This is a genomic window from Sphingobium sp. CECT 9361, from assembly GCF_918741285.1.
Lineage (GTDB): Bacteria > Pseudomonadota > Alphaproteobacteria > Sphingomonadales > Sphingomonadaceae > Sphingobium.
In genome coordinates this window covers 100,460-124,313 of the sequence record NZ_CAKKNC010000005.1, presented here as the reverse complement: position 1 = coordinate 124,313, position 23,854 = coordinate 100,460, and the positions used below count along the sequence as shown (strand labels likewise).

Here is a 23,854-nt window from a genome sequence, read left to right as displayed (position 1 = left end):
ATTGTGCAGTGCAGGATAGGGATTGCGTTACTATCGCCAAGGCAGTAGATATCGCGATTGCAGGCTTCGGGGGGTGAGCTTTACCATTTAGCGGGTCTGCACGGTTTTTTCTTTAGAGGGGTTTGCCCATGTCCAAGTCTATTTCTTTGTCGCTCGTTCTTGCCGCTTCGCTCGGTCTTGCCGCTTGCTCCGGTGGCGCTGAAAACACGACCAACAACGCTGCTGAAAACGTAGCTGTTGAAAACGCGACCAACGCAGCCGAGAACGCCATGAATGCGGCTGAGAACGCGACCAACGCAGCAGCAAACGTCACGAACGCGGTAAACGCTTCGAACGCGATGTAATTCGCAGTCGTCCGGTAACGGATGACGGAAAAAAAGAGTCACCTCGACAACGGGGTGGCTCTTTTTTTGTTATAGCGGTCCGTGAATTGGTGAGGAACGAGACGATATGCGCGCAGGATTTCTTCTGACTATCGCATTGCCGCTGGCGCTCGCGGCTTGCGGAGAAGGCGCATCGGGCGACGGCGTGGGCGGGGTGTCGGCCAGCGAAGCGCGCGCGCTGAACCAAGCGGCCGAAATGCTGGACAACAGGCCGGCGTCGCCCGCCGCGCAGAATGCGACGGCGGCGACGAAGTAAAGCGCGGCCTAGGGCTGCGTTGCCAGTAGATAGGTTTGACGCAGCGTATCTATAGGCTTGAGGCCCTCGCTCGTTTCATGGTGCCAGAAGGTCCAGCCATTGCACGATGGCGCCTTTTGCAGTGTGGCGCCGATCTTGTGGATCGACCCGGTGTCGGTTCCGATTGCCAGCGATCCGTCGGCCCTGACCGTTGCCTGCCACCGGCGCTTTGCGTCAGTCAGGATGGCGCCGGGCGTAAGATAGCCTGTTTCGACCAGTGTACCGAAGGCGACCTTGGGCGCTTGCCGTGAGGATTGCATGATGCTGAGTGAGGATTCATCGAGCGGAAGGGCTTCCTCGATCCGCTGCAATGCGACTTCGATATAGCTGTCCTCGCGCTCGATCCCGATCCACTTGCGGCCCAGACGTTTTGCCACCGCGCCGGTGGTGCCCGTGCCGAAGAAGGGATCGAGCACGATATCGCCCGGTTTCGTACAGGCGAGCATCACGCGATAGAGCAAGGCCTCGGGCTTCTGCGTCGGATGCGCCTTCGTCCCGTTGCGTTTCAAGCGTTCCTGCCCGCCGCAGATCGGCAGCACCCAGTCGGAGCGCATCTGCAACTCGTCGTTGAGGGTCTTCATCGCCTTGTAGTTGAAGGTGTAGCGCGCATCTTCTCCCTGGCTGGCCCAGATCAGCGTTTCGTGCGCATTGGTGAAACGTGTGCCCTTGAAATTGGGCATCGGGTTCGCCTTGCGCCAGATGATGTCGTTGAGAATCCAGAAGCCCTGATCCTGCAACGTCGCGCCGACGCGAAAGATGTTGTGATAGCTGCCGATGACCCAGATCGTGCCATCGGGTTTCAGGATGCGGCGCGCCTCCGCCAGCCAGAGCGCGGTAAAGCGGTCGTAGGCTGCCAACGTGTCGAATTTGTCCCAGTCGTTGTCGACGGCATCCACGCGCCCGCCTTCGGGCCGGAAAAGATCGCCTCCAAGTTGGAGATTATAGGGCGGATCGGCGAAAATCATGTCGACGCTCGCGTCGGGCAGTTTCGCCATTTCGGCAATGCAATCCCCACGGATCAGGCGATCGGCTTCGATCGGCGCGGCGGCAGGTGCCTTAGCAGTTACAGCCTTTTTAGGTCGCGAAATTACGCGGTCCATGACGCCCATTTGATAGTTCCCCCGTTCGTTGGAACCGGGATGAGTCTTTCCGTGGAATCCGTCAAGTTCAAAAACTTATGGCGCGACTCGGCGATTTATAGCGAGCGCATGAGAACGAAAAGGGTAGCCACGACATGTTGAGTCCCGACGAGTCGCGGGGACTCCATATGTCGTGGTGTGGCGCGAAAGACTCATCGCCAAGCGCAACGATATTTTTATCGTCTAGAGCAGCAGCAACTGGGCGACCGGCGCAAAACTGCGACGATGGAGCGGTGTCGGGCCGTGTTCTCGCAACGCGGACAGGTGCAAGGCACTGCCATAGCCCTTGTTGCTGTGCCACCCATAATGAGGGTGCGCTTGGGCGGCGGCGATCATGATCCGGTCGCGCTCTTCCTTGGCAAGAATTGAGGCAGCGGCGATGGAGAGGCAGCGGGCGTCCCCGCCGACGACGGCGGTGGAGGCATGACGCCACTGGGGGCAGCGGTTGCCATCGACAAGCACATGCACGCAGTTGTGCGAGAGCGCATCAACGGCGCGCGTCATCGCCAGCATGGTAGCCCACAAGATATTAAGGCTGTCGATTTCCTCGACGCTGGCTGAGCCGATGCCAAAGCAAATGGCCTTTTCGCGGATCGCAATGTTGAGCGCGGCGCGGCGGGGGGCGGAAAGCTTCTTGCTGTCGTCGAGACCGGGCGGGCAGTTATCTGGGTCGAGGACGACCGCCGCCGCAACCACAGGACCGGCGAGTGGCCCCCTGCCCGCTTCATCCACGCCCGCGACATATCCCTGATGCTGCATTTCGAACGTGAAGTCAGGCACGGTCGTCCCATTGCGCAGCGAGGGCAGTGGCATCGAAGCCCTGTTCATTCACGGACGCCAACGTGTGATAGAATGGCGTGGTGCCCATCGCGTGGCCCATCGGACCGTGACCACCACCGAATTGGGGCGCATTGAACAGTGCACCGGCGACGAATGCCTCCGCGCGATCGACGGCATTTTCCATCGTAAGGCCGCGTCCAATGCCTGTCGCGACGGCACTGGCGAGGGTGCAGCCTGTGCCGTGGCTGTGGCGAGTTTCGATGCGCGGCATCCGATATTCCGATACGCCCGACGCGCGGATGAGCAAGTCCTGAACGCTCGGTGCGTCATCCTGCGGCTGATCGCCCAGATGCCCGCCCTTGGCCAGCACTGCGCAGCCATAGCGGCGGGCGAGGATATTGCCTGCAGCCTCCAGCGCATCGATATCTTCGATTGGGGTGCCGGTCAGCATCGCCAGTTCGGGGACGTTGGGGGTTATCAGGAGTGCCATGCCCATCAACCGCTCGAACGCAGCGACGGTGGCCTTGTCGGCCAAAAGCGCGCCGCTTGTGGCAACCATGACGGGGTCGAAGATGATAGGCATGTCGCGCAGACCGGCGAGGTGATCCGCGACGGCATGGGCCGTTTGAGGTGATCCGATCATGCCGATCTTGATCGCGTCCACGCCGAGATCGGAGAGAACGCTTTCGATCTGTTCGATCACCACGGCCGTCGGGATGGGATGGACGCCCTGCACGCCGAGCGTATTTTGCGCCGTGATGGCCGTGATGGCGGTCATTGCGTGACCGCCCAGCATCGTCACGGTCTTGATATCCGCCTGAATGCCCGCGCCGCCGCCGCTGTCGGACCCGGCGATAATCAGGATGCGCGGGGTCACCCCTTGAACATCCGGGTCGTGGACGCCGGGTTTTTGGCGAGCGCAGGGCCGAAGCGGGTCGGGCGATCCATCAGTTCGCCACCACAATTGGGGCAACGATCGTCGAGCGCCTCGGCGCAGGGCGCGCAATAGGTGCATTCGAACGAGCAGATGAACGCGCCGGGCGCGTCGGCCGGAAGGTCCGTGCCGCAGCGTTCGCAATCGGGGCGCATTTCAAGCATGTCAGGCGGCCGCCTTTTCCACAGCGGCGCAGATGCGGTCGACCACATCCCTGACCTGCGTTTCGCTGTCGCCTTCGGCCATTACGCGGATGACAGGTTCGGTGCCTGACGGACGAATGACGAGACGGCCCGTCCCTTTCAATTCCGCTTCGGCCTGCGCGATGGTGCGTTGCACGTCGCTATGCTCGAGCGGCTTGCCGCCGGAAAACCGCACGTTCTTGAGTAATTGCGGCACGGGATCGAACTGATGGAGTAGCTCACTGGCAGGCTTGCCGCTGCGGATGAGTGCGGCCAGCACCTGCAGCGCGGCGATGGTGCCGTCGCCGGTGGTGGCGTAATCGGACAGGATCATGTGGCCGGATTGCTCGCCGCCGACGTTGAAGCCGCCCTCGCGCATCCGTTCCAGTACGTAACGGTCGCCAACCTTGGTCCGTTCCAGCGTGATCCCCTGCCCGCTTAGAAAGCGTTCGAGGCCGAGATTGGACATGACCGTGGTGACGAGGCCGCCACCGCGCAGCGTGCCTTCGCGTGCCCAATTGGCGGCGATGAGCGCCATGATCTGATCGCCGTCGACGATCTTGCCTTGTTCATCGACGACGATAAGCCGATCCGCGTCACCATCCAGCGCGATGCCGATATCCGCGCCCGACGACAGTACGGTTTCCTGCAACAAGAGCGGCGCAGTCGATCCGCAGCCATCGTTGATGTTGATGCCGTTGGGGGTGACTCCCACCGCGATCACTTCCGCACCCAGTTCCCACAAAGCGGAGGGCGCAACCTGATAGGCGGCGCCATTGGCGCAATCGACGACGATGCGCAGGCCGTCGAGCCGCAACTCCGCCGGGAAGCTGGATTTGACCGCGTGGATATAGCGACCGCGTGCGTCCTCGACGCGGCGGGCGCGACCGATATCGGCCGAGGGCGCAAGGGCTATCTCGCCTTGCAGCAAGGCTTCGATCTTCAGTTCGTCTTCGTCAGACAATTTGTAACCATCGGGACCGAACAGCTTGATACCGTTATCGAAATAGGGGTTGTGGCTGGCCGATATCATCACGCCCAGATCGGCGCGCATCGAATGAGCAAGCATCGCCACCGCAGGCGTCGGGATCGGGCCGAATTGCACCACATCCATGCCGACCGCGGTGAACCCGGCAACAAGCGCGTTTTCGACCATGTAGCCCGACAGGCGCGTATCCTTGCCGATCACGACGCGATGGCGATGGCTGCCGCGCAGGAAATGCGTACCCGCCGCCATGCCGACTTTCATCGCCAGTTCTGGCGTCATCGGCCATGCGTTGGTGCGGCCACGAATACCGTCTGTGCCGAAATATTGCCTGCTCATGGACGCTCCGCAAAAATGTGTCGTCGGATCAAGGTGACAGCCTATAGCGAAATCGGATCGACAATCCACCACTGCGCCGCCATTCAAGGCGCATGGAATCGTTCAACCGCGCCGTAGACGCGCTCTCCGCCGCTGTATTCTTCAAGATACCTGTGCTGGGCGTGCAGATCGAGTTGATCGTGCTGTACCTCGCGCTGCCGATGTTGTTCTTCACGGTGTGGCTGGGTTTTCCCAATTTACGCGCGGTGGGTCATGCTTTCCATGTGTTGCGCACGCAGCCACGTGAAGGCGAAGCGAAGGGCGACGTCAGCCAGTTTGCGGCGCTCACGACGGCGCTGGCGGGGACCATCGGCCTTGGCAATATTGCTGGCGTCGCAGTGGCGCTGACGATGGGCGGGCCGGGCGCGATCCTCTGGATGTTCGTGATCGGCTGGTTCGCGATGACGGTGAAGATGGCCGAGGTGACGCTGGGCCTCAAATATCGGGTGATGGATGAGTGGGGCCATGCGCATGGCGGGCCGATGTATGTTCTGAAAGCCGTATTGGCGCGCAAAGGATGGCCGCGTTTCGGTTTCGCGATTGGCGCACTTTATGCCTTCTTCGCATTGTTCGGCGCTATCCCGATGGTGCAGGTGAACCAGAGCTATGCGGCGGTCTCTGCGGTTACAGGTTTTACCAATGGTTGGGTGTATGGGATCGGGCTTGCGCTGGCGGTTTCGCTGGTGACTCTGGGCGGCGCGGCGTGGCTGGGCCGCGTGGCGAGCCGACTGACGCCGATCAAGGTTGCCGTCTTTCTGATTGGCGTGTTCGCGATCCTTATCCTGAATGCCAGTGCGATACCGGGGGCACTAGCGCAGATATGGGATGGGGCGTGGAACGGCACGGCGGCTGCTGGGGGTGCCGTTGGCGCGTTCGTGGCGGGGATGCGGCGCGCGGTGTTCGCCAGTGAGGCGGGCGTCGGATCTGCGGTGATGGCGCACAGCCTTGCCCGCACCGATGAGCCGGTGTCCGAGGGGATGGTGGCGTTGCTGGAACCGTTGCTCGGCACGATGATCGTGTGTGCGTTCGGCGGGTTGGCGCTGGTTGTTGCGGGAACGTGGAACACGGGGTTGGAAGGGATCAACATCACGACCGCCGCTTTTGCGGGAGTCGCAGGGTGGTTTCCCTATGTGCTGGCGGTAGCAGTGGTGCTGTTTGCCTATTCGACTTTGGTGGCGTGGGGCTTTTACGGGTTGCAGGCCTGGGGGTATCTGTTCGGGCATAAGCCGCGCACGCAGATGACTTACAAGATCCTCTACATCGTCGCTTTGCCGCCCGCTGCCGTCATTGACCTTGGCCGGGTCATCAGCATCGTCGATTGCAGCTTTTTCCTGATGGCGATCCCCAATGTGATCGCGCTGTATCTGTGCGCTGGCGAATTGCGGCGCGACGTGCGGGCCTATTGGCTGCGGGTGGGCGACGTGGCGGCGTAGTCAGGCTACGCCGCCGTCCGTCGTTTAGCGATCGTAGGCTTTGGGCAAGGCGCCCGGCGTGGGCGTCGCATATCGGTCGCGCAGCTTGGTCTGGCGGTTTTCCAGCGGCTGTTGCTTGCCGTCGATGAAGACGGCGGTTGGCGCGGACATGAGTTCCAGCGGGTCGCCGTCCCAAATCACCACATCGCCTGCGCGGCCGGGCTTGAGCGAACCGATGCGGTCGCCCATGCCCATCACTTCGGCGGGCGCGGAGCTGATAGCCCGGAGTGCCTGTCCCCAGCTTAGCCCGGTGGCGCCGGGGATCTTCTGCAGCGCGACCATGTTGCCTGCCTGTTGCATGGCCCAGCGGAGCTGGACGGCGTCGTTGCCGTCCGTCAGGCCGAGGGCGACGAGAACGCCTGCCTCCACCATGCGACCGACATTGGATTGCGTGGCGGCGAGGGTTTCGAAGCTGGCAGGCAGATCGGTGAGACCGGCGGTGATGACCGGGATCTTGGCCGCGGCGATTTCCCGCGCAACGCGCCAGCCCTCGGCCGCGCCGACCAGCACGATCTTGAGCATCGGAAATTCCTTGCGCAGCGCGATGACGCCAAGGATGTCGGGACCGCGTTCGACATGAACGAGCAGGGGCACCTTCCCCTGAATGACGGGCAGCAGCGCCTTTGCATCGACGCGCAGCAGGAGATTGTCCTTCGAGCGTCCGTCATAGGCCGCAGGATTGCGCGTATAGTCCTGCGCTTCTTCCAGCAATGTGCGGAACATGAGTTGCGCGGCGGGGCGGCTGCCCCCGGCCTTGGCCGCGCCGGTTTCGCCCAGTTCGACATATTGGAAGGCGCGCGGCTGGGTGACATCGTCCATGTCGTTGCTGAGGTCGATGACCGCCCCCTGCCCCGCAAAGATGCTGTTGCCTGCCGACGGGACGACGACGGCGCGGGTGACACCGCTGGTGCGGCTGATCGCGATGGGATTGGCGAGCGGATTGATCGCGGTGGACACATCGATGGCGGCAGAGAAAGGCGACTTGTTCGCTTCGGTGTCGTTAGTGGATTCGACGGCTTCGACTTCCACTAAGCCGACACGCGAAAAGCCCGATACGATGCCCGGCGTCACCCATTGTCCTGTCGCATCAATGCGTTGCGCGCCCGCCGGGATCGCGACATTGGCGCCTGCCGCGGTGACTTTGCCGTTTACGATGACGACGGTGCCGTTCTCGATCGCTTCGGAGCCGTCACCGATGGCGAGTTTGCCGCCGGTGATGGCGATGGTCTGCGCGATGGCGGGGGTAGCGAAGGCTGCGAGGGCCGCGGCCCCGGCCAGTGCGGAAAGAAACTTACGGTTCATTTCGTGTCTCCCGCGCCGATCTGGCCCAGTTCGAAGTCGCTGACGGGGCGACGTTTGGGGTCGTTGGCATCGTACATCAGCGCGCCGTCGATCCAGACCCGTTCGGGCCGGGTGTAGATGCTGAACGGGTTGCCGTTCCACAGGACGACATCGGCCATCTTGCCCACCTTGAGACTGCCGGTCTGGTCCGCGATGCCCATTGCCTTGGCAGGGTTATAGCTTAGCCATTCCCACGCAATTTCTTCGGGTATGTTGATGCCCATGCGCTTGCCAGCGGCGATGGCCTTGGCGGCTTCCTGATTGAGACGCTGGATGCCGTTTTCATCGTCACTGTGGACAATGGCGCACGCGCCTGCATTCTGGATCAGCGCAATGTTCTCACGGATGCCGTCATAGCTTTCCATCTTGAAGCCGTACCAGTCTGCCCACATCGCCGAGCAGATGTTGTTGGCTTTAAGCAGATCGGCGATCTTGTAGCTTTCGACGGCATGGTGGAACGCGGTGACCTTGTACCCGAATTCCTTGCTCATATCAATGACGTTGGCCATTTCGTCGGCGCGGTAGCAGTGGTTCTGGACAAGGATTTTGCCTTCCAGCACATCGGCTAGCGTTTCCATCGACAGATCGCGGGTCTGTTCCTTGTTGGCGGCGCGCTTCTTCTGATATTCACGCGCCTTGATCCACGTCTGACGATCAACGGCGATGTTGCCCATGCGGGTGCTGGGCTGGCGGCCTTTGCTGCCGTAGACCCGTTTAGGGTTTTCGCCGCAGGCCATTTTGAGGCTGTAGGGCGCACCGGGGAACTTCATCCCTTGCTGGGTGCGGGCATAGACGTTCTTAAGCGTGACGCCGCGACCGCCAAAGAGGTTGGCCGAACCGGGTAGGATTTGCAGGGCTGTGACGCCGCCATTGGCAAGCGCGCGGGAGAATCCCGGGTCTTGTGGCCAGACGCTGTGTTCGGCCCAGACATCGGCGGTGACGGGGCCGGTGGCTTCGTTACCGTCGCTTAGCGCCTGCACCGAAGGAGACGGATAGTCGCCCAAATGGCTGTGAATATCGATGACGCCGGGCGTCACATATTTGCCGGTGCCGTCGAATACCGTCACGTCCGCAGGGATCGGGGTGTCCGGTCCGCCGACTGCCGTGATCTTGCCTCCCGAAAGGAACACGACGCCATTTTCGATTTTGCCGCCTTCGCCATCGAGGATCGTGGCGCCCCTGATGACCGTGGGCACGCCGGGATAGGCTGTGTAGGTCGAGGGGAAGGGATTTTCGGGCGCGGTCGAGGGTCCGGGGGTGTTGCTGCTCGCGGTTTTGGGCGCTTCAGTCGTGCCGGTGCAGGCGGTCAGCGCCAGCGCCGCTGTCAGACCGAGATATGCGATACGCATCATAGTGTCTCCTTGCCGGTGGCGAGCCCTGCTGCCCCCGGTTCTCCGATTTCTTTCTGACCCGCGAGCGGCCCGGTGTCGGTCAACGCATCAAGGTGCATCATCCGCTTGATGATGGGCGATACAAGTATCACCAATATGCCCACGACGATCACCGCCCAGCCGAGGCGGGTATAGACTTCCAGCACCTTTTCCGGCCCCGCGCCTTCGCCGCCGGTTGCCCGCGCGATTAGGCCCGCCACGAAATTGCCCGCCGCTGTTGCCAGGAACCACGTGCCCATCATCAGACCGGCGATGCCGCCGACGCTGAGGCGCGTCATGGCCGATAAGCCGACGGGTGAAAAGCAAAGCTCGCCCATGGTGTGCAGCAGGTAGATGCCGAAGATGAAGATGACCGGGGTCAGATCCGCCCCTGCCGCGACTGCGCCGCCGACCAAGACGAGAAAGCCAAAGCCGATGAGCAGCAAACCGATGCCGAATTTGGCAGCGGTATTGGGCTCCATCCTGCGCTTTGCCAACCAGGTCCACAGGACGGCGAACAGGGGCGCGAGCAGGATTATGAAGGTCGAGTTCACGGACTGGAATACCGACGCGGGCACATCCCAGCCGAAGATATGGCGATCGACATTACGATCGGTGAAGATGCTGAGCGAGGAGCCTGCCTGTTCGAACAAGCCCCAGAACAGCGGATTGAGCGCGATCAGGAACAGCGCCGCGAGGATTCGGTCGCGATCGATCCATTCGAAGGTCGTGAAGATTCGATAGAGGATATAGGCGACGGTCGCGAAGGCGAAGACCAGCAGGGCGTAGCCAACGACATCCTGATACTGGATCAGCCCCCATATGCCGATGACCGCAATCGCCGAAGCGGCGTAGATCGTCCATTCCTTGCTGAGCCCAAGCGATGAGCGCTCCGCCAGCACGACCGGATTACGCGGCTCACCGGCCCCCTTGAGCGTCGGCTTGCACAGCACGAATACGACGAGGCCAAGCAGCATACCGACCCCGGCTGCACCGAAGCCCCATGCCCAGCCGAGCGTTTCACCCAGCACGCCACAGATGATCGGTCCCAGCATTCCACCGACATTGATGCCCATGTAGAATATCGAATAAGCCGGATCGCGGCGAATATCGTCGCGGGGGTAAAGCTCCCCCACCATCACGGAGATATTGGCCTTGAGAAAGCCGGTGCCAATGATGATGAACGACAGCGCGAGGAAAAAGCCATTGAGATGATAGCCGCTCTGGCCCGATGGTCCTTCGGTGATAGCGATCAGGAAATGGCCGATGGCGATGAATATTCCGCCGCACAACACGGCCTTTCGCGCGCCCAGATAGCGATCCGCCAGATATCCGCCGATAACAGGCGTGATATAGACCAGCGACGTATAGGCACCGTAGATCAGATAGGCTTTGTCGTCACCGAACAGAAAATGCTTGGTGAGGTAGAAGATCAGCAGCGCGCGCATGCCATAATAGGAAAACCGTTCCCACATTTCAGCGAAGAACAGGACGAACAAACCGTGGGGATGCCCCAGCAACGTCCCCTTTTTATCGTCAGTAAGGTTATACTGCGTTGCCATGCGGTTAGACCCTCTTTGTATTCGATAGCAGCCAGCTCGAACGGCGGCCTGTCATAGCAGAAGCCTAGCGCAAAAAATTCGCGTGTCAAAAAAGTTACCGAATTGAGGAATAAAATTCCAACATCGTTTCGTTAAGGAACGCGCTGGAGGCTTGCGTCGCGAGGATTGACCAGCCATTTAGCAGCGATGTTCAACGATATATCCTCCCCCATGACGCTGCTGCAAACGCGGCGATCAGGCAAGCCGCGCGACATGATCGTGCCCGGACCGAATGCGGAGCAATTGCGCGCCATATTGGAAGTCGCGGCGCGGACGCCGGATCATGGCAAGCTGGCGCCGTGGCGCTTCGTCATCGTGCGCGAGGATCAGCGCGATGCGCTGGCGGCGCTGCTGGAGCGTGCATATCGCGCGGATAAACCGCAGGCCGGGCGGCTGGAGATCGAAGCGATGCATCAGTTCGCGCATCAGGCACCGACACTGGTCGTCGCATTGTCCAGCCCGAAGGCGGAGAGCAAGATTCCGCTGTGGGAGCAGGAGTTGTCGGTCGGTGCGGCGATAATGAACTTGCTCAACGCCACTCATGCGAGCGGCTTTGTGGGCGGTTGGCTCACCGGCTGGCCATCCTATAGCGATATGGTGCGCGACAGCTTTGGAACGGCAGAGGAGCGGATCGCCGGGTTTATATTCATAGGCACGCCGGGACGTCCGCAAGACGAGCGACCGCGGCCAGAATATAACAATGTTGTTATGAATTGGGACATATAATGACACATTCAGACATGTCTTTGGAGCGATCATTGCCTTGACGTGACGGGCTGTATTATGGCACTGCATCAGTCATGGCCGATGATTCAAAACCCGTCTACCTTCGCTTGCGCGACATCATTTCCGCATCGATACTGGACGGCGAATATGGCGATGGCGACATGTTGCCGTCCGTCCGCGCCTTTGCCGCGCAACAGGGTGCCAATCCACTGACGGTGGCCAAAGCCTATCAGAGTTTTCAGGACGACGGGCTGATCATGGTCAAGCGCGGCGTCGGCATGTTCGTTGCCGAAGGGGCTTCGCGTAAGCTGCGGCGCGCCGAACGTACGCATTTCCTGGAGAATGTCTGGCCGCCCGTGGCCGCGCAGATGCGGCGGATCGGGGTATCGCTGAACGATCTGTCGGTCGGGGAAGACGCCTAGCTTTTCTTAGGTAGTGCCGCTTGGGCGGTACGCAAATGACCGCGAAGCAAGGCATTGCCCGGCGCGAGCGCGACAGCTTTTTCTAGCAGATCGACGCTGGCGCGATTTGGTCCGCGCACCTTGTACAGCAACCAGCCATAGGCATCGGTCGTCACAGGCCCAGAAGGGAACAACCGATAGGCGTGGGCCGCATAAGTGAGCGCGCGTGGGGCGTCACCCTGCCCCAGATTTGCCCAAGCCAGATCGGTGAGCAGATACGCATCGTTGTTCCCTATCCGCGCGCGAACCGCCTCCAGCGCAATAGCCGCACGCTTCCAGTCATTGGCGCGCATCCAAGCGGTCGCGGCGAGGCGATTGGCATCGACACTGTTGGGATTCTGGCTGAGATAGAGCGATAAGGCCTGTTCGGCGCGTGCAGGTTCCCCTGCCCGGTTCCATGCCATTGCAAGGCGCAGGGCGACGTCGCCGGTATATTTGAGATCAGCAGCGGTGCCATAGCTTTGTGCGGCCTGATCCCAGCGACCAGCCTGCGCCAGCGCATCGCCCAGCGCCACATGCGCTTCGGGTGCGCCACGATTGGCGTTACGCAGGATCGTCGCGCGGGCGATGGCCGTGTTCGTGTCGCCTTTCGCAAGGAGCACGCGTACATAGGAAATGTTGGGGCCGGCTACCCGAGGGTCGGCGTTGGCCAGCGCGCTTAGTGCCGGGATATCGGGATCGAGCGGCAACAGGGATGGCTGTTCGCGATCCGGGCGAGTGGCGCGGGCCAGCAAGGCTTCGGCAGCGACTTTATCGCCCCGCGCTTCGCGAACGCGCGCGGCAAGCAGCACGGTATAAGTGTCGGCATCGGTGCGCGCTGCGAGCGGGCCGAGGATCGCGTCTGCTTCGGCGGGCTGGCCTACTTCAAACAGAGCACGACCGTACAGGAGACGCGCCTGGAAATTGAACGGCTGCAGGTCTACAAGCGCGCCAAGCTGGTCCGACGCAAGTTGGGCATTGCCGCTTTCCAGATGGAGGATGCCGCGCAGGAGCATCGTCGCGGGCTGGCCGTCGAGCCGGTCGCCGACCTTTGCCAGCATTCTGCGTGAAAGATTCATGTCCCCGGCACGGGCGGCCATCACGGCCTGCATGAAGAAAGCGCGCGAGTTGTTGCCATCCAACGCGATGATACGACGGGTGAGCGACAGCATCCGCTGCGCCTGCCCCATGTCGGCCAGCGTGGCGGCATATTCGGTAAGGGCGGGCAGATAGTTTGCGTCAATGGCCAGCGCTTGGTCGAACCAGGGGATCGCAGCCGCGGGGCCATATTGATCGCGGATAAGTTCGGCGCGCAAAGTGATGGCGGCCGGGTTGCGCGGAGCCAGTGCAATCGCCCGGTCGCTGGCGATCAGTGCGTTCGCGCGATCACCCGTGGCGATCCTAAAGCGGCTGAGGTCGATCCATGTCGCAGCGTCCTTTGGCGCAAGTTCGAGTGAGCGGTCGAACGCAGCCAAGGCTTCGGCCGCTTTGTCCTGCGCCTGCAGCGCACATCCGGCGATGCGCGCGGCATAGGCGGCATATGCCGCAGGCACATCCGCCGCCTGTGCTTCGGTGAGGGCAAGCACTGGGTCACCGCTGAGCAGCAGAGCATGCGCCATAAGGTGACGGGTGGTAGCGGACGAAGCGCCTAGCGCGCGGGCGCGATCAAGTTGACCCTTCGCTCCCAGCCCGTCCCCCAGCGCTAGCAGAACGCGCGCCTGTGCGACGCGCGCGGTTGCCCAATTGGGATCGGCCCGGATGGCATTCATCAGTTCGACACGGGCAGCGCGGGGGTCGCCCTTGTCCAGCGCGGCGAGCGCGCGTTCCAGCATTGGGCGGGCGTCGTCCCGGCTGCCCGCGCTCAGTCCGTGGATCGGCGCGACCAGAGCCGCCGTCGCCGCCAGTCCGATGCTGAGCGACAGTGCGAGACGCTTTGCCTTCACGCCTGCATCTCATATTGCTTGAGAAGATCGTACAACGTCGGCCGGCTGATACCGAGCAGCTTGGCGGCGCTGGAGATATTCCCTTCGGACCGGGCAATCGCACGGCGGATGGCGCGCCGGTCTGCGATCTCGCGGGCAGCGCGCAAATTGATGAGTTCAACGCCTTCGTCGTCTCCGGGCAGTAAGTCCAGATCCGCCGCCGTCACCAGCTTGCCGTCGGCCATGATGACCGCGCGCTTCATGCGATTTTCCAGTTCGCGGACGTTGCCCGGCCACCCCCATGCGTCGAGCGCGGCCAATGCATCGGGGGCCAGTCCCTTGACGCTAGGATTCATATCCTTGGCGAAGCGCGTCAGGAAATGTTTGGCGAGCAAGACCGCATCGCCGGAGCGTTCCTTGAGCGTGGGGATTGCGATGACGATTTCGGCGAGGCGGTAATAGAGGTCTTCGCGAAATGTGCCGGCGGCGATCATCGTTTCGAGGTTCTGGTGAGTGGCGCAAACGATGCGGGTGTCGACGGCTATCGGATCGCGTCCGCCGACGCGCTCGATCACCCGTTCCTGCAGGAAACGGAGGAGCTTGACCTGTATGGGCAACGGAATGTCGCCGACTTCGTCGAGGAAGAGCGTGCCGCCCTGCGCCATTTCGATCTTGCCGGGTGTCGTCTTTACCGCGCCGGTGAACGCGCCCTTTTCATGGCCGAACAGTTCGGATTCCAGCAGAGTGTCGGGAATGGCCGCGCAGTTGATGGCAACAAACGGCTTAGCGCTTCTGGTGCTGGCGTCGTGCAGGCCATGCGCGAGCAGTTCCTTGCCGGTGCCGCTCGCGCCAAGCAGCATGACAGAGATGTTCGTGGTGGCGACGCGCTCTATCGTCCGGGCGACCTTGAGCATTTCCGGCGCGGCAGTGATGAGGCGGCCTAATATGCGGTTGTCGAGTGCAGGCTGTTCCACCAGACGCGCATTCTCCCGCTCCAGCGCATGGACGTGAAAGGCGCGGCTGACGATCAGGCCGAGTTCGTCGATGTCGATCGGCTTTTGATAAAAGTCGTATGCGCCGCCCGATATGGCGTTCAGCGCACTTTCGCGCGCGCCGTGGCCGGACGCGACGATGACCTTCGTGTCAGGCTTGATCCGAAGGATTTCCGCGAGCGTCGCGAACCCCTCGGTCGTGCCGTCGGGGTCTGGCGGCAAGCCAAGATCGAGCGTGACGACATCGGGCGCTTCGGTGCGTATGAACTCAATGGCTTCCTCCCGGTCACCTGCGATGAAAACGCGATAGTCGTCATAGGCCCAGCGCAATTGCCGCTGCAGGCCGGAATCGTCTTCCACGATGAGGAGCTTGGGACGCATGTCCGCCATTTAGGCTGCCCTTTCCTGCGGGGTGCTATGGTAGTTCGATCGGGCGCGAGGGAGCGTTAGCGTGAAGCAGCTCCCCTCGCCTACCCGGCTTTCCACGTCGATCCTGCCGTCCATGCTGCGCGCCAGCTCGCGCGCTTCGAATGCGCCGATCCCGAATCCGTCCGCCTTGCTCGACGAAAAAGGCTTGAAAAGGTCGCGGCGGATGAAATCGGCACTCATGCCTGTGCCACGGTCGATGACCTGTATGGTAACGCCGTCGCCGTCGGTGCCCAGATGCAGAATGACCGGCGCGTCCGGCGCGCTGGCGTCGATAGCGTTCTGAACAAGGTGGACCAGTATCTGTTCGAGCCGTTGCGGATCGGCCATCGCGTCCGACGCGCTGCCGGTTACCTTGACGAGGCGCTGGCGCGCTCGCGCGGTGGCGACAGCGTTGGCGACGGTGCGGACGTCGACGGCGCGCGGTTCGTCCTGCCGCCCTTTGTTATGCTGAGACAGGCGAGCGAGCAGATCGTTCATCTTACCCACCGAATCGCGCAGTGTGAGGATCATGTCGGCGCGAAAATCGGGATTGTCTGCGTGGCGTTCGGCGTTGCGCGACAGCAGCGAAAGCTGACTGACGAGATTTTTCACGTCATGAATGATGAAGGCGAAGCGGCGATTGAATTCGTCGAACCGCCGCGCATCTTCCAGCGCCTGCTGCCCCTGCGCTTCGCTGATATAGCTTGCGACTTGGCGCCCGGCCGTGCGGAGCATATCGAAATCCTCCCAGTCCAGCCGCCGGTCGACGCGCGGGCGTCCAAGCAGGATGGCCCCGATCAGGCGGTCGAAATGGATCAGGGGGACCAGCGCCCAGACGGCACTGTCGGACATCATCCACGGGGCAACATCGCGCGACCCGCCACCGCTACGCAACTCGTCGAAGTCGATGATGAAGCCAGTGCGTTTGAGCCCTGCTGCGTCGGCGGCGTTCATCGCCTTGGTGGGAACGGTGGTGGCCGGCCAGTTCCACACACATTCAACCGTCAATGCGCCGCTCTCATCGGGGAGCAGCAGCAGAGCGGACGAAGACTCCGTTATGTCCGCAACAGCCTTGACCACGCGCTCGTATATGGGGGCGGCATCCACGTCCGGCGCGCCGATGGTGTCGACAAAGCGCATCCATTCGCTCCGATAGTCATAGCGATGCTGGAAGAAATGTTTCGATATCAGCACCTTCACCAGGCTGCGAAAGCGCGGGGATGGGAGCAGGACCAAGGCCGCGACCAATCCTGAAAAGGTCGCGGCAACTTCGATCAGTCGGGCATAGGGGCCAGCCAGCCATTCGATGGCAACGATGACGATGGCAAGCACGACGAGGTACAACCCGACAGCCACCAGCGAAAGCGACCGAAACGCGACAGTGCGTGACAGCCGCAGGCGCCATTCACCGCCCCCGCGCATCCCCACGCCCATTACAAGCGCAAGGATAGCCATCCCCATGCCCCTCAACGCATAAATTTCAGACGCATCGGTGTGGGATAGGGCAGCGATGCCATACAGGTTGAGATCATAGGTCCACATTGCAGCAAGCGCAGCCATGACCAGGGCGATACGCGCCCGTCCCTCGGGTGCGGAGATCGTAAAGAGATTGTGGACCAGGACCAACGCACCAATTGCAAACATCATACGCAGCAGCAAGCTGAGGACGACCAGCGATTGGAAGGAAGCTGTCATCGAGAGGTCGGGGAGCAGATCGGCAACGGTCTGCATGGCGAGCACGCCGCCCAGAACGCCGTAGATAAAGGTAATCGAAATCGGGTGCCGGGTTGTGCTTCCTTCGCCATGACGCAGCATGACGAACATGAAAAGCAGCCAAAGGCCGTTACGCAGGCTTTCGGACAAACCCGAAAGCGGTTCGGTCACACTACTGAAGGCGGTGTGCAACGCCCAAAGCGACGTAGCCACCACCGCAGCGAACAACAGGTTGCGTTCCAGCTTCGCTTCATGGCCGCGCAGGATGTAGATCGCCAAGGCTGCGTACAAAGCCGCAGCCAGAGCATGACCCCCGTCCCCGATGAGTTGCAGCAGGCTGTTCATCGCGGCCTCAGCGCGCGCCTTCGGGCCACAGGATGACCCGCAACGTCTGAATAAGGATCAGGAAATCGAGGAACGGCGTATAGTTCTTCGCGTAATAGAGATCATATTCCAGCTTGTTACGGCTGTCCTCGACCGATGCGCCATAAGGATAGTTGATCTGTGCCCAGCCGGTGATCCCCGGCTTCACCATATGGCGTTCGGCATAATAGCGCAGATGCTGTTCCAGATCCTCGACGAACTGGCGGCGTTCGGGACGCGGGCCGACGAAGCTCATTTCGCCTTTGAGCACGGTCCAGGTCTGCGGCAATTCATCGATGCGCAGTTTGCGCAGCCAATAGCCAAGGCGGGTTATCCGCGGATCGTCTTTTTCCGCCCATTGGGCCTGTCCGTTGACTTCGGCGTCCAGTCGCATGGTGCGCAGCTTCACGATCCAGAACTCCTGACCGTACAAGCCGACACGCTTTTGCCGGTAGAAGGCGGGTCCTTTGCTATCCAGCTTCACAGCCATGGCAGCGACAAGGATAACGGGGCCGGTGAGCAGGAGCAGCGCGGCGCTGGCGATCATATCGAACAAGCGCTTTGCCATCGACGAAAGGCGGCGACCGGCGGAGAAGCCATCGGAAAAGATCAGCCAGCTTGGGTTGACGCTATCGAGGTCGACGCGGCCCGTTTCGCGTTCGAGGAACGTCGAGAGATCGTTGACGTGAACCCCGGTCGTCTTGATCCGCAACAGATCGGACATGGGAACGGCATTGCGGCGTTCTTCAAGGGCAAGGACGACTTCGGTCGCCGCCAGACGGACAACGAAGTCCGCGAGATTATAGATCGCACTGCGGTTGATGGCTTCGGCAATCACCTGAGGCCCGTCGTTCATGCCGATATAGCCAACGACGAGGAACCCGGCGCCCCTGCGCTGTTCCAACTGACGGATGCGTTCCGCGCGATTGCCTGCGCCGAGCACGACAAGCCGACGCTTAAACCCTTCGCCGCCCAGCATCGAACCCAGCAACATGCGCAGGACCATGAGGAAGAGGAAGGAAAAGCCCATCGCATACAGCGAATTGGACCGCCACAGCGTCATCGCAGGCAGCAGGAAATGCATGACCGACAGGAAGATCACGCCGAGCGAAATCGCGACGATGAGGCGCGCCATGGCGAAACGCAGCGACTGCAATGCCTCCGTCCCATACACGCCAACGGCGATCATGCCGACCTGAAGCGCAATGGCAAAGCTCATGAGAGGCGCAATGCGGGTGCCGATGTAATCGACATCCATGCCGATCTGATGCGCGCGCAAAAGCCAGCCGGTTTCGGCAGCGCTTAACAGCATCACAAAATCGAGGAAGCCCAGCAGCAACACTGCGTGCGGGACATAATGTTTGAACAACCGAACCATGCGACGCGCGCTTCCCTGCTTGCCTCGCTCCCGGCATCAGAAAGCCGACAACGAAAGGCGGGAACATGACAGACGCTGCACCTTACAGCCGACTGTCAATATTCCCGACATAGCAAGCAGTGTCGCGCAAAATCACAAAGATTTGCTGAATGCCCGGAAAATCCGGCCGAAACGCGGGGTTATTCGTCTTTGAGCTTGTTGGCTGCGTCCTTAGCAGCATCCCCTACGCTGCTCGCGGCATCGTCCACGGACTTGGCGGCACCGATTACGGCATCGCTTTTTGCGTCTTCACGATTGTTGGATTCCATGAAGAAATATCCAACCGCCAACAGCAGTGCGAGACCGATGATCGCCAATATGACCATGCCTCCGCCGCTGCTGCGCTTTTCGATTATCGTGGTGGTGTGGAGGGGCGCATCGGGTGCGCGCGGTTCGGAACGGTTGTCGGTCATTATTGTCTCCTGCTACCCTGGAGAGAAGGTAACGATGGAGCGAAGCGGTCGTTCCGTCGGGTGCCCTGCGGCGTCAGTCGCCTGAGAAAGAAAAGGGAGAAAGCCCGCGCTCCCGGTCGCTGAAACGCAGTGCCCGCCCTCTGGGTGGCGCGCTGCGTTGTGCGCAAAGTTCGCGCGTGCAGGCCGAACAGCCCGGCCCCACAGGTTGCGCCTCTCCGCCTTGCAAATCGATGCCTCGTGCCGACAGCAAGGGGGCGGCGAACTCCGCCTTCAGCCCCAAAGCGATGGCAAACATCGCGCCGCCGCCCTGCAACGCTGCGCCCTGAGCAGCAACGGTTCGGGCCATGGTGAACCAGCGCTCGCCATCTTCCAGTGCCACGACTTGCCGTACGATTTCGCCGGGGCGGGCGAAGGCGGCGTGGATATCCCACAAGGGACAGCGCCCCTCCGCTTCGACGAGCAGCGATGCGCTGGCTCCGGCGTAGCGTTTCGATACTTGCCCCGCACGGTCGATGCGGAGCATGAAGAAAGGCAAGCCGCGCGCGCCCACACGCTGCAACGTGGTGAGGCGATGAGACACTTGCTCGAACCCCGCGTTGAAACGGCGCTGGAGCAAGAGAAGGTCATAGCCGCTGCCCTCGCACGCCCGCAGGAAGCGCGCATAAGGCATCATCAGGGCGGCAGCGAAATAGCCAGTGAGGTGACGCCGGAACAGCCGTTCGGCAGTGCGATCTGCCAAGGCCGCGCCCGTCACCAACGCATTGATTTCAGCAATCGCTTCGAGGTCGGCGAGCAGATAGGCCACCTGAAAACAGCGTGATGCGCCATCGAGCATTTCGGAAATCTGAAGCTGGCGGGCATGAAGGTCGAGGCGGCGGACGCGGTCCGGCATCACGTTGGCGGGCAGGATGCGGATAGCGAATTGATGTTTGACGCGAAGGCGCTCCGCAATGGCGCCGTACAGATCGCCGGAACTCAGCCGCAACTCGTCCGCCAGGCCTTCGGCCTGCGCATCCAGATCGGCGAAGTGATTGCGCCAGCGTTCTATCTCACGGCGAACGAGCGCAATCGGCGCCGCTTCCTCACCCACGGCCCGTGTGCCGCCTTCCGCAGCGCGGTCGAAGGCGCGCGCGAAAGCTTCGGCGCCGCCGGGCGCTGCGGCCAGCCATTCCTCTATTTCCGTCCGGTCGATGTTGAGGTCCGCGAACATCGGATCGGAAAGGCGGCGACGCAGACCATCCATGCCGCCGCCCGGCTCGTCGGCACCCAAGGCGCGCGGATCGAAATCGAACCGTTCGGCCAGCCGAAGCATCAGACCGGCCGATAAAGGTCGCTGGTTACGTTCGATGAGGTTGAGATAGCTTGGCGATATGTCGAGCGCCGCTGCAAGGGCAACTTGCGTCAAGCCCGCCCCGCGCCGCAACCGACGCACTGCATGTCCTGCCAATAGTTTTCCAGCCATCCAGGAGCAATGTCACAAACTTTACAGAATGACAACATGGAGAACGCATTCTTCGACGGTCTGACTTCAATTTTTTACAACTTCTGTCGCCTTCATGCTCCATGGGACGTAATCAGGGTGCAACGCCGCAGACTGCTGCCGCGCCCCATTGACGACTGATTGCAGAGCCAAGGAGAAAGACGATGACCGAACCCACCCGTTCACGCGCGGTCTTTTCGACCGAAGACTTTTCGCTGATGAAAGAAGCGATCGGCGACTACATCAAAAAAATTCAGGACAAGCCGGAATCGGCAAAGTTCAGCAATTTGTATCACCGGCTCGGCCGCCTCGGCTGAACATAGCCCACGATCTTCCTGGGGAGGAAGCGAACCCGTCGCATGGCCGTTTGGTCAGGCGGCGGGTTTCGTATGTGCGCTCCGCCATTGAGGCCAGAATACCGCGGTGACGGTTTATTCACCATCTTGCGGCTAAGGTACGCGCCATATTGCACCGGATCGCAGGCTGTTATGTACAAGAAATTCGCTATCGTCGTTCTGTTGCTGGCGCCGGTACTTACGATGGTCGCCAGCCGCTACACCCCGTCCAAACATATCGACGCACAGACGGCATCCGATATGGCGCCAATGACCGAAAACACGCCGGAGCAAATCGCTCTACAGCCGATCGAGATGGCGCAGCCCGTTGTCGAAGAGCCGTCCAACGCAGTAGCGATTGCGAGCGCCCCGTCGGCGGGCATGCCGATGCTCGACCCAAAAGGGATCGATCCGACGCCCGCGCTCTTTCCCGGCGGCGCGGCGCCGCCACCGCCGCGGGTGGAGGACGTTACGCCCGACGCACCGCCCAGCGTAAGCCCGCATGACGAGGTGGACACCGACCGACCACCCGGCGTGTAGCGCCCTATTTCTTCTTCAGGATATTGAGTGCAGCGACCGTCAACGCCTCAGCGGCCGTCGGCACAACTTTTTCTGCTTCAGGTGCCCAGAACGGGCTGTGCAAGGAGGGTAATGAGACTTCGCCTTTTGCTGCCTTCGCCATGATCGGCGCGGGAACGCCGCCCACCCAGAAGATGAAGCTCTTGATTGTCTTGTCCTCGCGATAGAAGCGGCTGAAATCTTCGCCGCCCATGACCGCAGGTGCCTGAACGACGCGATTGGCGCCGAAATGCCCCTTGAACAGTGTGGCGATTTCCTGCGCGAATTGGGGCGGATTATAGGTCGCGGGCGTAAATTCGTCCTTGATCGTCACTACCGGCATCCGGTCTTCCGGGATGCCCGATGCGATGGCCTCGCCTCGCGCAATCCGCTTGATGCCGTCAAGCAATTGCGCGCGAGTTTCATCGGAATAGCTTCGCACCGTTAGCAACAGCGTTGCTTCGTCAGGGATGATGTTGTGCTTGGCCCCGGCACGGAAGCTGCCGACCGTAACGACAGCGGGGTCCTGCGGATCGCGTTCGCGACTGACAAGCGTCTGCAGCGCCATCACGATCTTCGACCCCAGAACGATAGGGTCGCGCGTAGTATGCGGATAGGCGCCGTGGCCGCCCACGCCCTTTACTACTATGTCGACGCTGTCGACATTGGCAAGGGCGAAACCGGGGGTCCAGGCGATCTTGCCCGCTTCGAAATTGGCCGCGTCGTGAAAGGCGATGGCGTGCGTCGGCTTTGGAAAACGCTTGTACAGTCCATCCTCCAGCATCATCCGGGCGCCTTTGCCAGTTTCCTCGGCAGGCTGCAGGATCATGACCAGCGTGCCGGCCCATTGCGCCTTTCTGCCCGACAGCAGCTTGGCCGTTTCGATCCACGCCGTCATATGTGTGTCATGGCCGCAGGCGTGCATGACTCCGCTTTCGATACCGTCACCCGTCGTCGCGCGCACTTTCGATGCGTAGGGCATACCCGTCTGCTCGATCACGGGGAGGCCATCCATATCGGCACGGATCAGCAGGACCGGGCCGGTGCCGTTCTTCATCACGGCCACCACGCCGGTCCCGCCGACCTTTTCGGTCACAGTGAAGCCCATCGCCTTGACCTGCGCTGCCAGTTTGGCCGCAGTTTTCACTTCCTGACCGCTGAGTTCCGGGCTGGCATGCAGGTCGCGATACAGCGTCATCATCTCAGGCATATCAGCCTTGATCTGAGCAGAAACATCCTGCGCGATGGCGGGCGTAGCAAATAACAGCGGTATTGCGGCCAGAACGACCGGGGCGGTGCGCATGATTTTTCGTCTCCCTTGACTTGGCAGCCAGCATAAGGAGAAAATTCGGCGCGAATAGATGAGAAACGTTAATGGGCAAGATGGGTTGTTATCTGCTCCGCCCTCCCCATTATGAGCGGTATGGCCGACATTGACAGACTCCCTCCCCTGCCCGTTCCGCCATTGGCGTTGATGAAGGGAGCCAGCCTGTTTCTCGATTTCGACGGGACGCTGGTGCCGCTGACGGACGTGCCCGAAGCCGTGGAGGTCGATCCGGCCCTCCATGCTCTCCTGCGACGGCTCCACGTGGCCCTCGATGGAAGGCTGGCGATTGTCAGTGGACGGTCTGTCGCGGTGTTGCGCAATCTGTTTGGCCTGCGCGGCTTTACGCTCGCGGGTAGTCACGGGCTGGAATTTGCGCAGCCCGATGCGCCGCCCCACGCACCGCAACGGCTTGAAGCAGTCGATGAGGCGCAAGCAAAGCTGTTAGCCTTCGCAGCGGACAAGCCCGGCCTGTTGATCGAACGGAAGACGTTGAGCGTGGGCCTGCATTTCCGTCAGGCACCGCAATGGGCGGAATCCTGTCGCGAACTGGCCGAACGACTGGCACGCGAAACTGGCCTTTTCCTGCAGATCGGCAAGATGCTGTATGAACTGCGCCCCGGTGGCGCGGACAAGGGTAGCGCCATCCGGCATCTGATGAGGGAAGCGCCGATGTCAGATGGGATTCCCGTATTCCTGGGCGACGATGTCACTGACGAGGACGGCTTTGCCGCTGCCGTATCTTTGAGGGGCAACGGGATATTGATCGGACCCGAGCGCGCCACAAAAGCACAGTGGCGGTTGGAACATGTTGATGCCGTCAGGCATTACCTTAATGAGAGTGTCGCGCATTTGACCTCTTAAGGTCGGTCTACGCCTGCCACTCTTCGGCTTATTGCGCGG

General features: G+C 61.5%; 23 protein-coding genes. 8 read left to right on the top strand and 15 right to left on the bottom strand.

Features of this window, described 5'->3' with window-relative positions; genetic code table 11:
- The first annotated feature begins 128 nt into the window (after window positions 1-128).
- Both LQ220_RS09855 and LQ220_RS09850 read left to right on the top strand, forming a co-directional pair.
- Complete coding sequence (locus LQ220_RS09855; RefSeq protein ID WP_230188112.1) at window positions 129-344, top strand: circumsporozoite protein; 216 nt, start codon at window positions 129-131, stop codon at window positions 342-344.
- A gap of 106 nt (window positions 345-450) precedes the next feature.
- Complete coding sequence (locus LQ220_RS09850) at window positions 451-639, top strand: hypothetical protein (RefSeq protein WP_230188111.1); 189 nt, start codon at window positions 451-453, stop codon at window positions 637-639.
- A gap of 8 nt (window positions 640-647) precedes the next feature.
- On the opposite strand, the gene LQ220_RS09845 is transcribed toward LQ220_RS09850, so the two are convergent.
- The 5 genes from LQ220_RS09845 to glmM all read right to left on the bottom strand — a co-directional run bounded on the left by LQ220_RS09845 (window position 648) and on the right by glmM (window position 5,037).
- On the bottom strand, window positions 648-1,787 hold the full coding sequence (locus LQ220_RS09845; protein ID WP_281821102.1) for a site-specific DNA-methyltransferase: 1,140 nt from the start codon (window positions 1,785-1,787) through the stop codon (window positions 648-650).
- A gap of 213 nt (window positions 1,788-2,000) precedes the next feature.
- Window positions 2,001-2,597 (bottom strand): ribonuclease HII, encoded by a 597-nt coding sequence (locus LQ220_RS09840; RefSeq protein ID WP_230188222.1) that lies wholly within the window; start codon window positions 2,595-2,597, stop codon window positions 2,001-2,003.
- Window positions 2,590-3,474 carry a bifunctional hydroxymethylpyrimidine kinase/phosphomethylpyrimidine kinase gene (gene thiD, locus LQ220_RS09835; RefSeq protein WP_230188110.1) on the bottom strand — a complete coding sequence of 295 codons (885 nt, stop codon included), beginning with the start codon at window positions 3,472-3,474 and terminating at the stop codon, window positions 2,590-2,592. The genes LQ220_RS09840 and thiD overlap by 8 nt, the downstream gene beginning before the upstream one ends.
- Complete coding sequence (locus LQ220_RS09830) at window positions 3,471-3,695, bottom strand: DUF1272 domain-containing protein (RefSeq protein WP_230188109.1); 225 nt, start codon at window positions 3,693-3,695, stop codon at window positions 3,471-3,473. The genes thiD and LQ220_RS09830 overlap by 4 nt, the downstream gene beginning before the upstream one ends.
- Window position 3,696: 1 nt before the next feature.
- Complete coding sequence (glmM, locus tag LQ220_RS09825) at window positions 3,697-5,037, bottom strand: phosphoglucosamine mutase (protein ID WP_230188108.1); 1,341 nt, start codon at window positions 5,035-5,037, stop codon at window positions 3,697-3,699.
- A gap of 92 nt (window positions 5,038-5,129) precedes the next feature.
- On the opposite strand from glmM, the gene LQ220_RS09820 reads away from it, so the two are divergent.
- Window positions 5,130-6,509 (top strand): amino acid carrier protein, encoded by a 1,380-nt coding sequence (locus LQ220_RS09820; protein WP_230188107.1) that lies wholly within the window; start codon window positions 5,130-5,132, stop codon window positions 6,507-6,509.
- 24 nt (window positions 6,510-6,533) lie between these two features.
- Here LQ220_RS09820 and LQ220_RS09815 read toward each other — a convergent pair whose 3' ends face one another.
- From LQ220_RS09815 to LQ220_RS09805, 3 genes are read right to left on the bottom strand one after another with little or no spacing between them, the layout of a single operon-like run.
- The gene (locus LQ220_RS09815; protein ID WP_230188106.1) at window positions 6,534-7,850 is read right to left on the bottom strand and encodes an amidohydrolase family protein; all 1,317 of its coding nucleotides are present in this window, start codon (window positions 7,848-7,850) and stop codon (window positions 6,534-6,536) included.
- The gene (locus tag LQ220_RS09810; protein WP_230188221.1) at window positions 7,847-9,238 is read right to left on the bottom strand and encodes an amidohydrolase; all 1,392 of its coding nucleotides are present in this window, start codon (window positions 9,236-9,238) and stop codon (window positions 7,847-7,849) included. Before LQ220_RS09810 ends, LQ220_RS09815 begins: the two co-directional genes overlap by 4 nt.
- Window positions 9,238-10,821 carry a peptide MFS transporter gene (locus LQ220_RS09805; RefSeq protein WP_230188105.1) on the bottom strand — a complete coding sequence of 528 codons (1,584 nt, stop codon included), beginning with the start codon at window positions 10,819-10,821 and terminating at the stop codon, window positions 9,238-9,240. The genes LQ220_RS09810 and LQ220_RS09805 overlap by 1 nt, the downstream gene beginning before the upstream one ends.
- 186 nt (window positions 10,822-11,007) lie before the next feature.
- Between LQ220_RS09805 and LQ220_RS09800 the strand changes: the two genes are divergently transcribed.
- Window positions 11,008-11,586 (top strand): nitroreductase, encoded by a 579-nt coding sequence (locus tag LQ220_RS09800; RefSeq protein ID WP_230188220.1) that lies wholly within the window; start codon window positions 11,008-11,010, stop codon window positions 11,584-11,586.
- A 74-nt stretch (window positions 11,587-11,660) separates the two neighbouring features.
- Window positions 11,661-12,008, top strand: a complete 348-nt coding sequence (locus LQ220_RS09795; protein ID WP_230188104.1) for a GntR family transcriptional regulator — start codon at window positions 11,661-11,663, stop codon at window positions 12,006-12,008.
- Here the strand turns inward: LQ220_RS09795 and LQ220_RS09790 are convergent.
- The 6 genes from LQ220_RS09790 to LQ220_RS09765 all read right to left on the bottom strand — a co-directional run bounded on the left by LQ220_RS09790 (window position 12,005) and on the right by LQ220_RS09765 (window position 20,716).
- A complete protein-coding gene (locus tag LQ220_RS09790; protein WP_230188103.1) occupies window positions 12,005-13,969 on the bottom strand; it encodes a tetratricopeptide repeat protein in 1,965 nt (654 codons plus the stop codon). The two genes, LQ220_RS09795 and LQ220_RS09790, sit on opposite strands and share 4 nt — an antisense overlap.
- Window positions 13,966-15,330, bottom strand: a complete 1,365-nt coding sequence (gene prsR / locus LQ220_RS09785) for a PEP-CTERM-box response regulator transcription factor (protein WP_230188102.1) — start codon at window positions 15,328-15,330, stop codon at window positions 13,966-13,968. The genes LQ220_RS09790 and prsR overlap by 4 nt, the downstream gene beginning before the upstream one ends.
- Complete coding sequence (gene prsK / locus LQ220_RS09780; protein WP_230188101.1) at window positions 15,331-17,406, bottom strand: XrtA/PEP-CTERM system histidine kinase PrsK; 2,076 nt, start codon at window positions 17,404-17,406, stop codon at window positions 15,331-15,333.
- Window positions 17,407-17,413: 7 nt separating this feature from the next.
- On the bottom strand, window positions 17,414-18,802 hold the full coding sequence (locus LQ220_RS09775) for a TIGR03013 family XrtA/PEP-CTERM system glycosyltransferase (protein WP_230188100.1): 1,389 nt from the start codon (window positions 18,800-18,802) through the stop codon (window positions 17,414-17,416).
- Between the two features lie 179 nt (window positions 18,803-18,981).
- Entirely contained in the window at window positions 18,982-19,254 is a 273-nt protein-coding gene (locus LQ220_RS09770; RefSeq protein WP_230188099.1) for a hypothetical protein, read from the bottom strand.
- A gap of 73 nt (window positions 19,255-19,327) precedes the next feature.
- Window positions 19,328-20,716 carry a helix-turn-helix transcriptional regulator gene (locus tag LQ220_RS09765; RefSeq protein ID WP_230188098.1) on the bottom strand — a complete coding sequence of 463 codons (1,389 nt, stop codon included), beginning with the start codon at window positions 20,714-20,716 and terminating at the stop codon, window positions 19,328-19,330.
- A 182-nt stretch (window positions 20,717-20,898) separates the two neighbouring features.
- Between LQ220_RS09765 and LQ220_RS09760 the strand changes: the two genes are divergently transcribed.
- Window positions 20,899-21,051: a hypothetical protein gene (locus LQ220_RS09760; RefSeq protein ID WP_230188097.1), complete on the top strand. Its 153-nt coding sequence runs from the start codon at window positions 20,899-20,901 to the stop codon at window positions 21,049-21,051.
- Between the two features lie 171 nt (window positions 21,052-21,222).
- Window positions 21,223-21,609 carry a hypothetical protein gene (locus LQ220_RS09755; protein ID WP_230188096.1) on the top strand — a complete coding sequence of 129 codons (387 nt, stop codon included), beginning with the start codon at window positions 21,223-21,225 and terminating at the stop codon, window positions 21,607-21,609.
- Window positions 21,610-21,613: 4 nt separating this feature from the next.
- On the opposite strand, the gene LQ220_RS09750 is transcribed toward LQ220_RS09755, so the two are convergent.
- On the bottom strand, window positions 21,614-22,930 hold the full coding sequence (locus LQ220_RS09750) for an amidohydrolase (protein ID WP_230188095.1): 1,317 nt from the start codon (window positions 22,928-22,930) through the stop codon (window positions 21,614-21,616).
- Window positions 22,931-23,050: 120 nt separating this feature from the next.
- Here LQ220_RS09750 and otsB point away from each other — a divergent pair, with 120 nt between their 5' ends.
- Window positions 23,051-23,815, top strand: a complete 765-nt coding sequence (gene otsB, locus LQ220_RS09745) for a trehalose-phosphatase (RefSeq protein ID WP_230188094.1) — start codon at window positions 23,051-23,053, stop codon at window positions 23,813-23,815.
- Window positions 23,816-23,854: the final 39 nt, after the last annotated feature.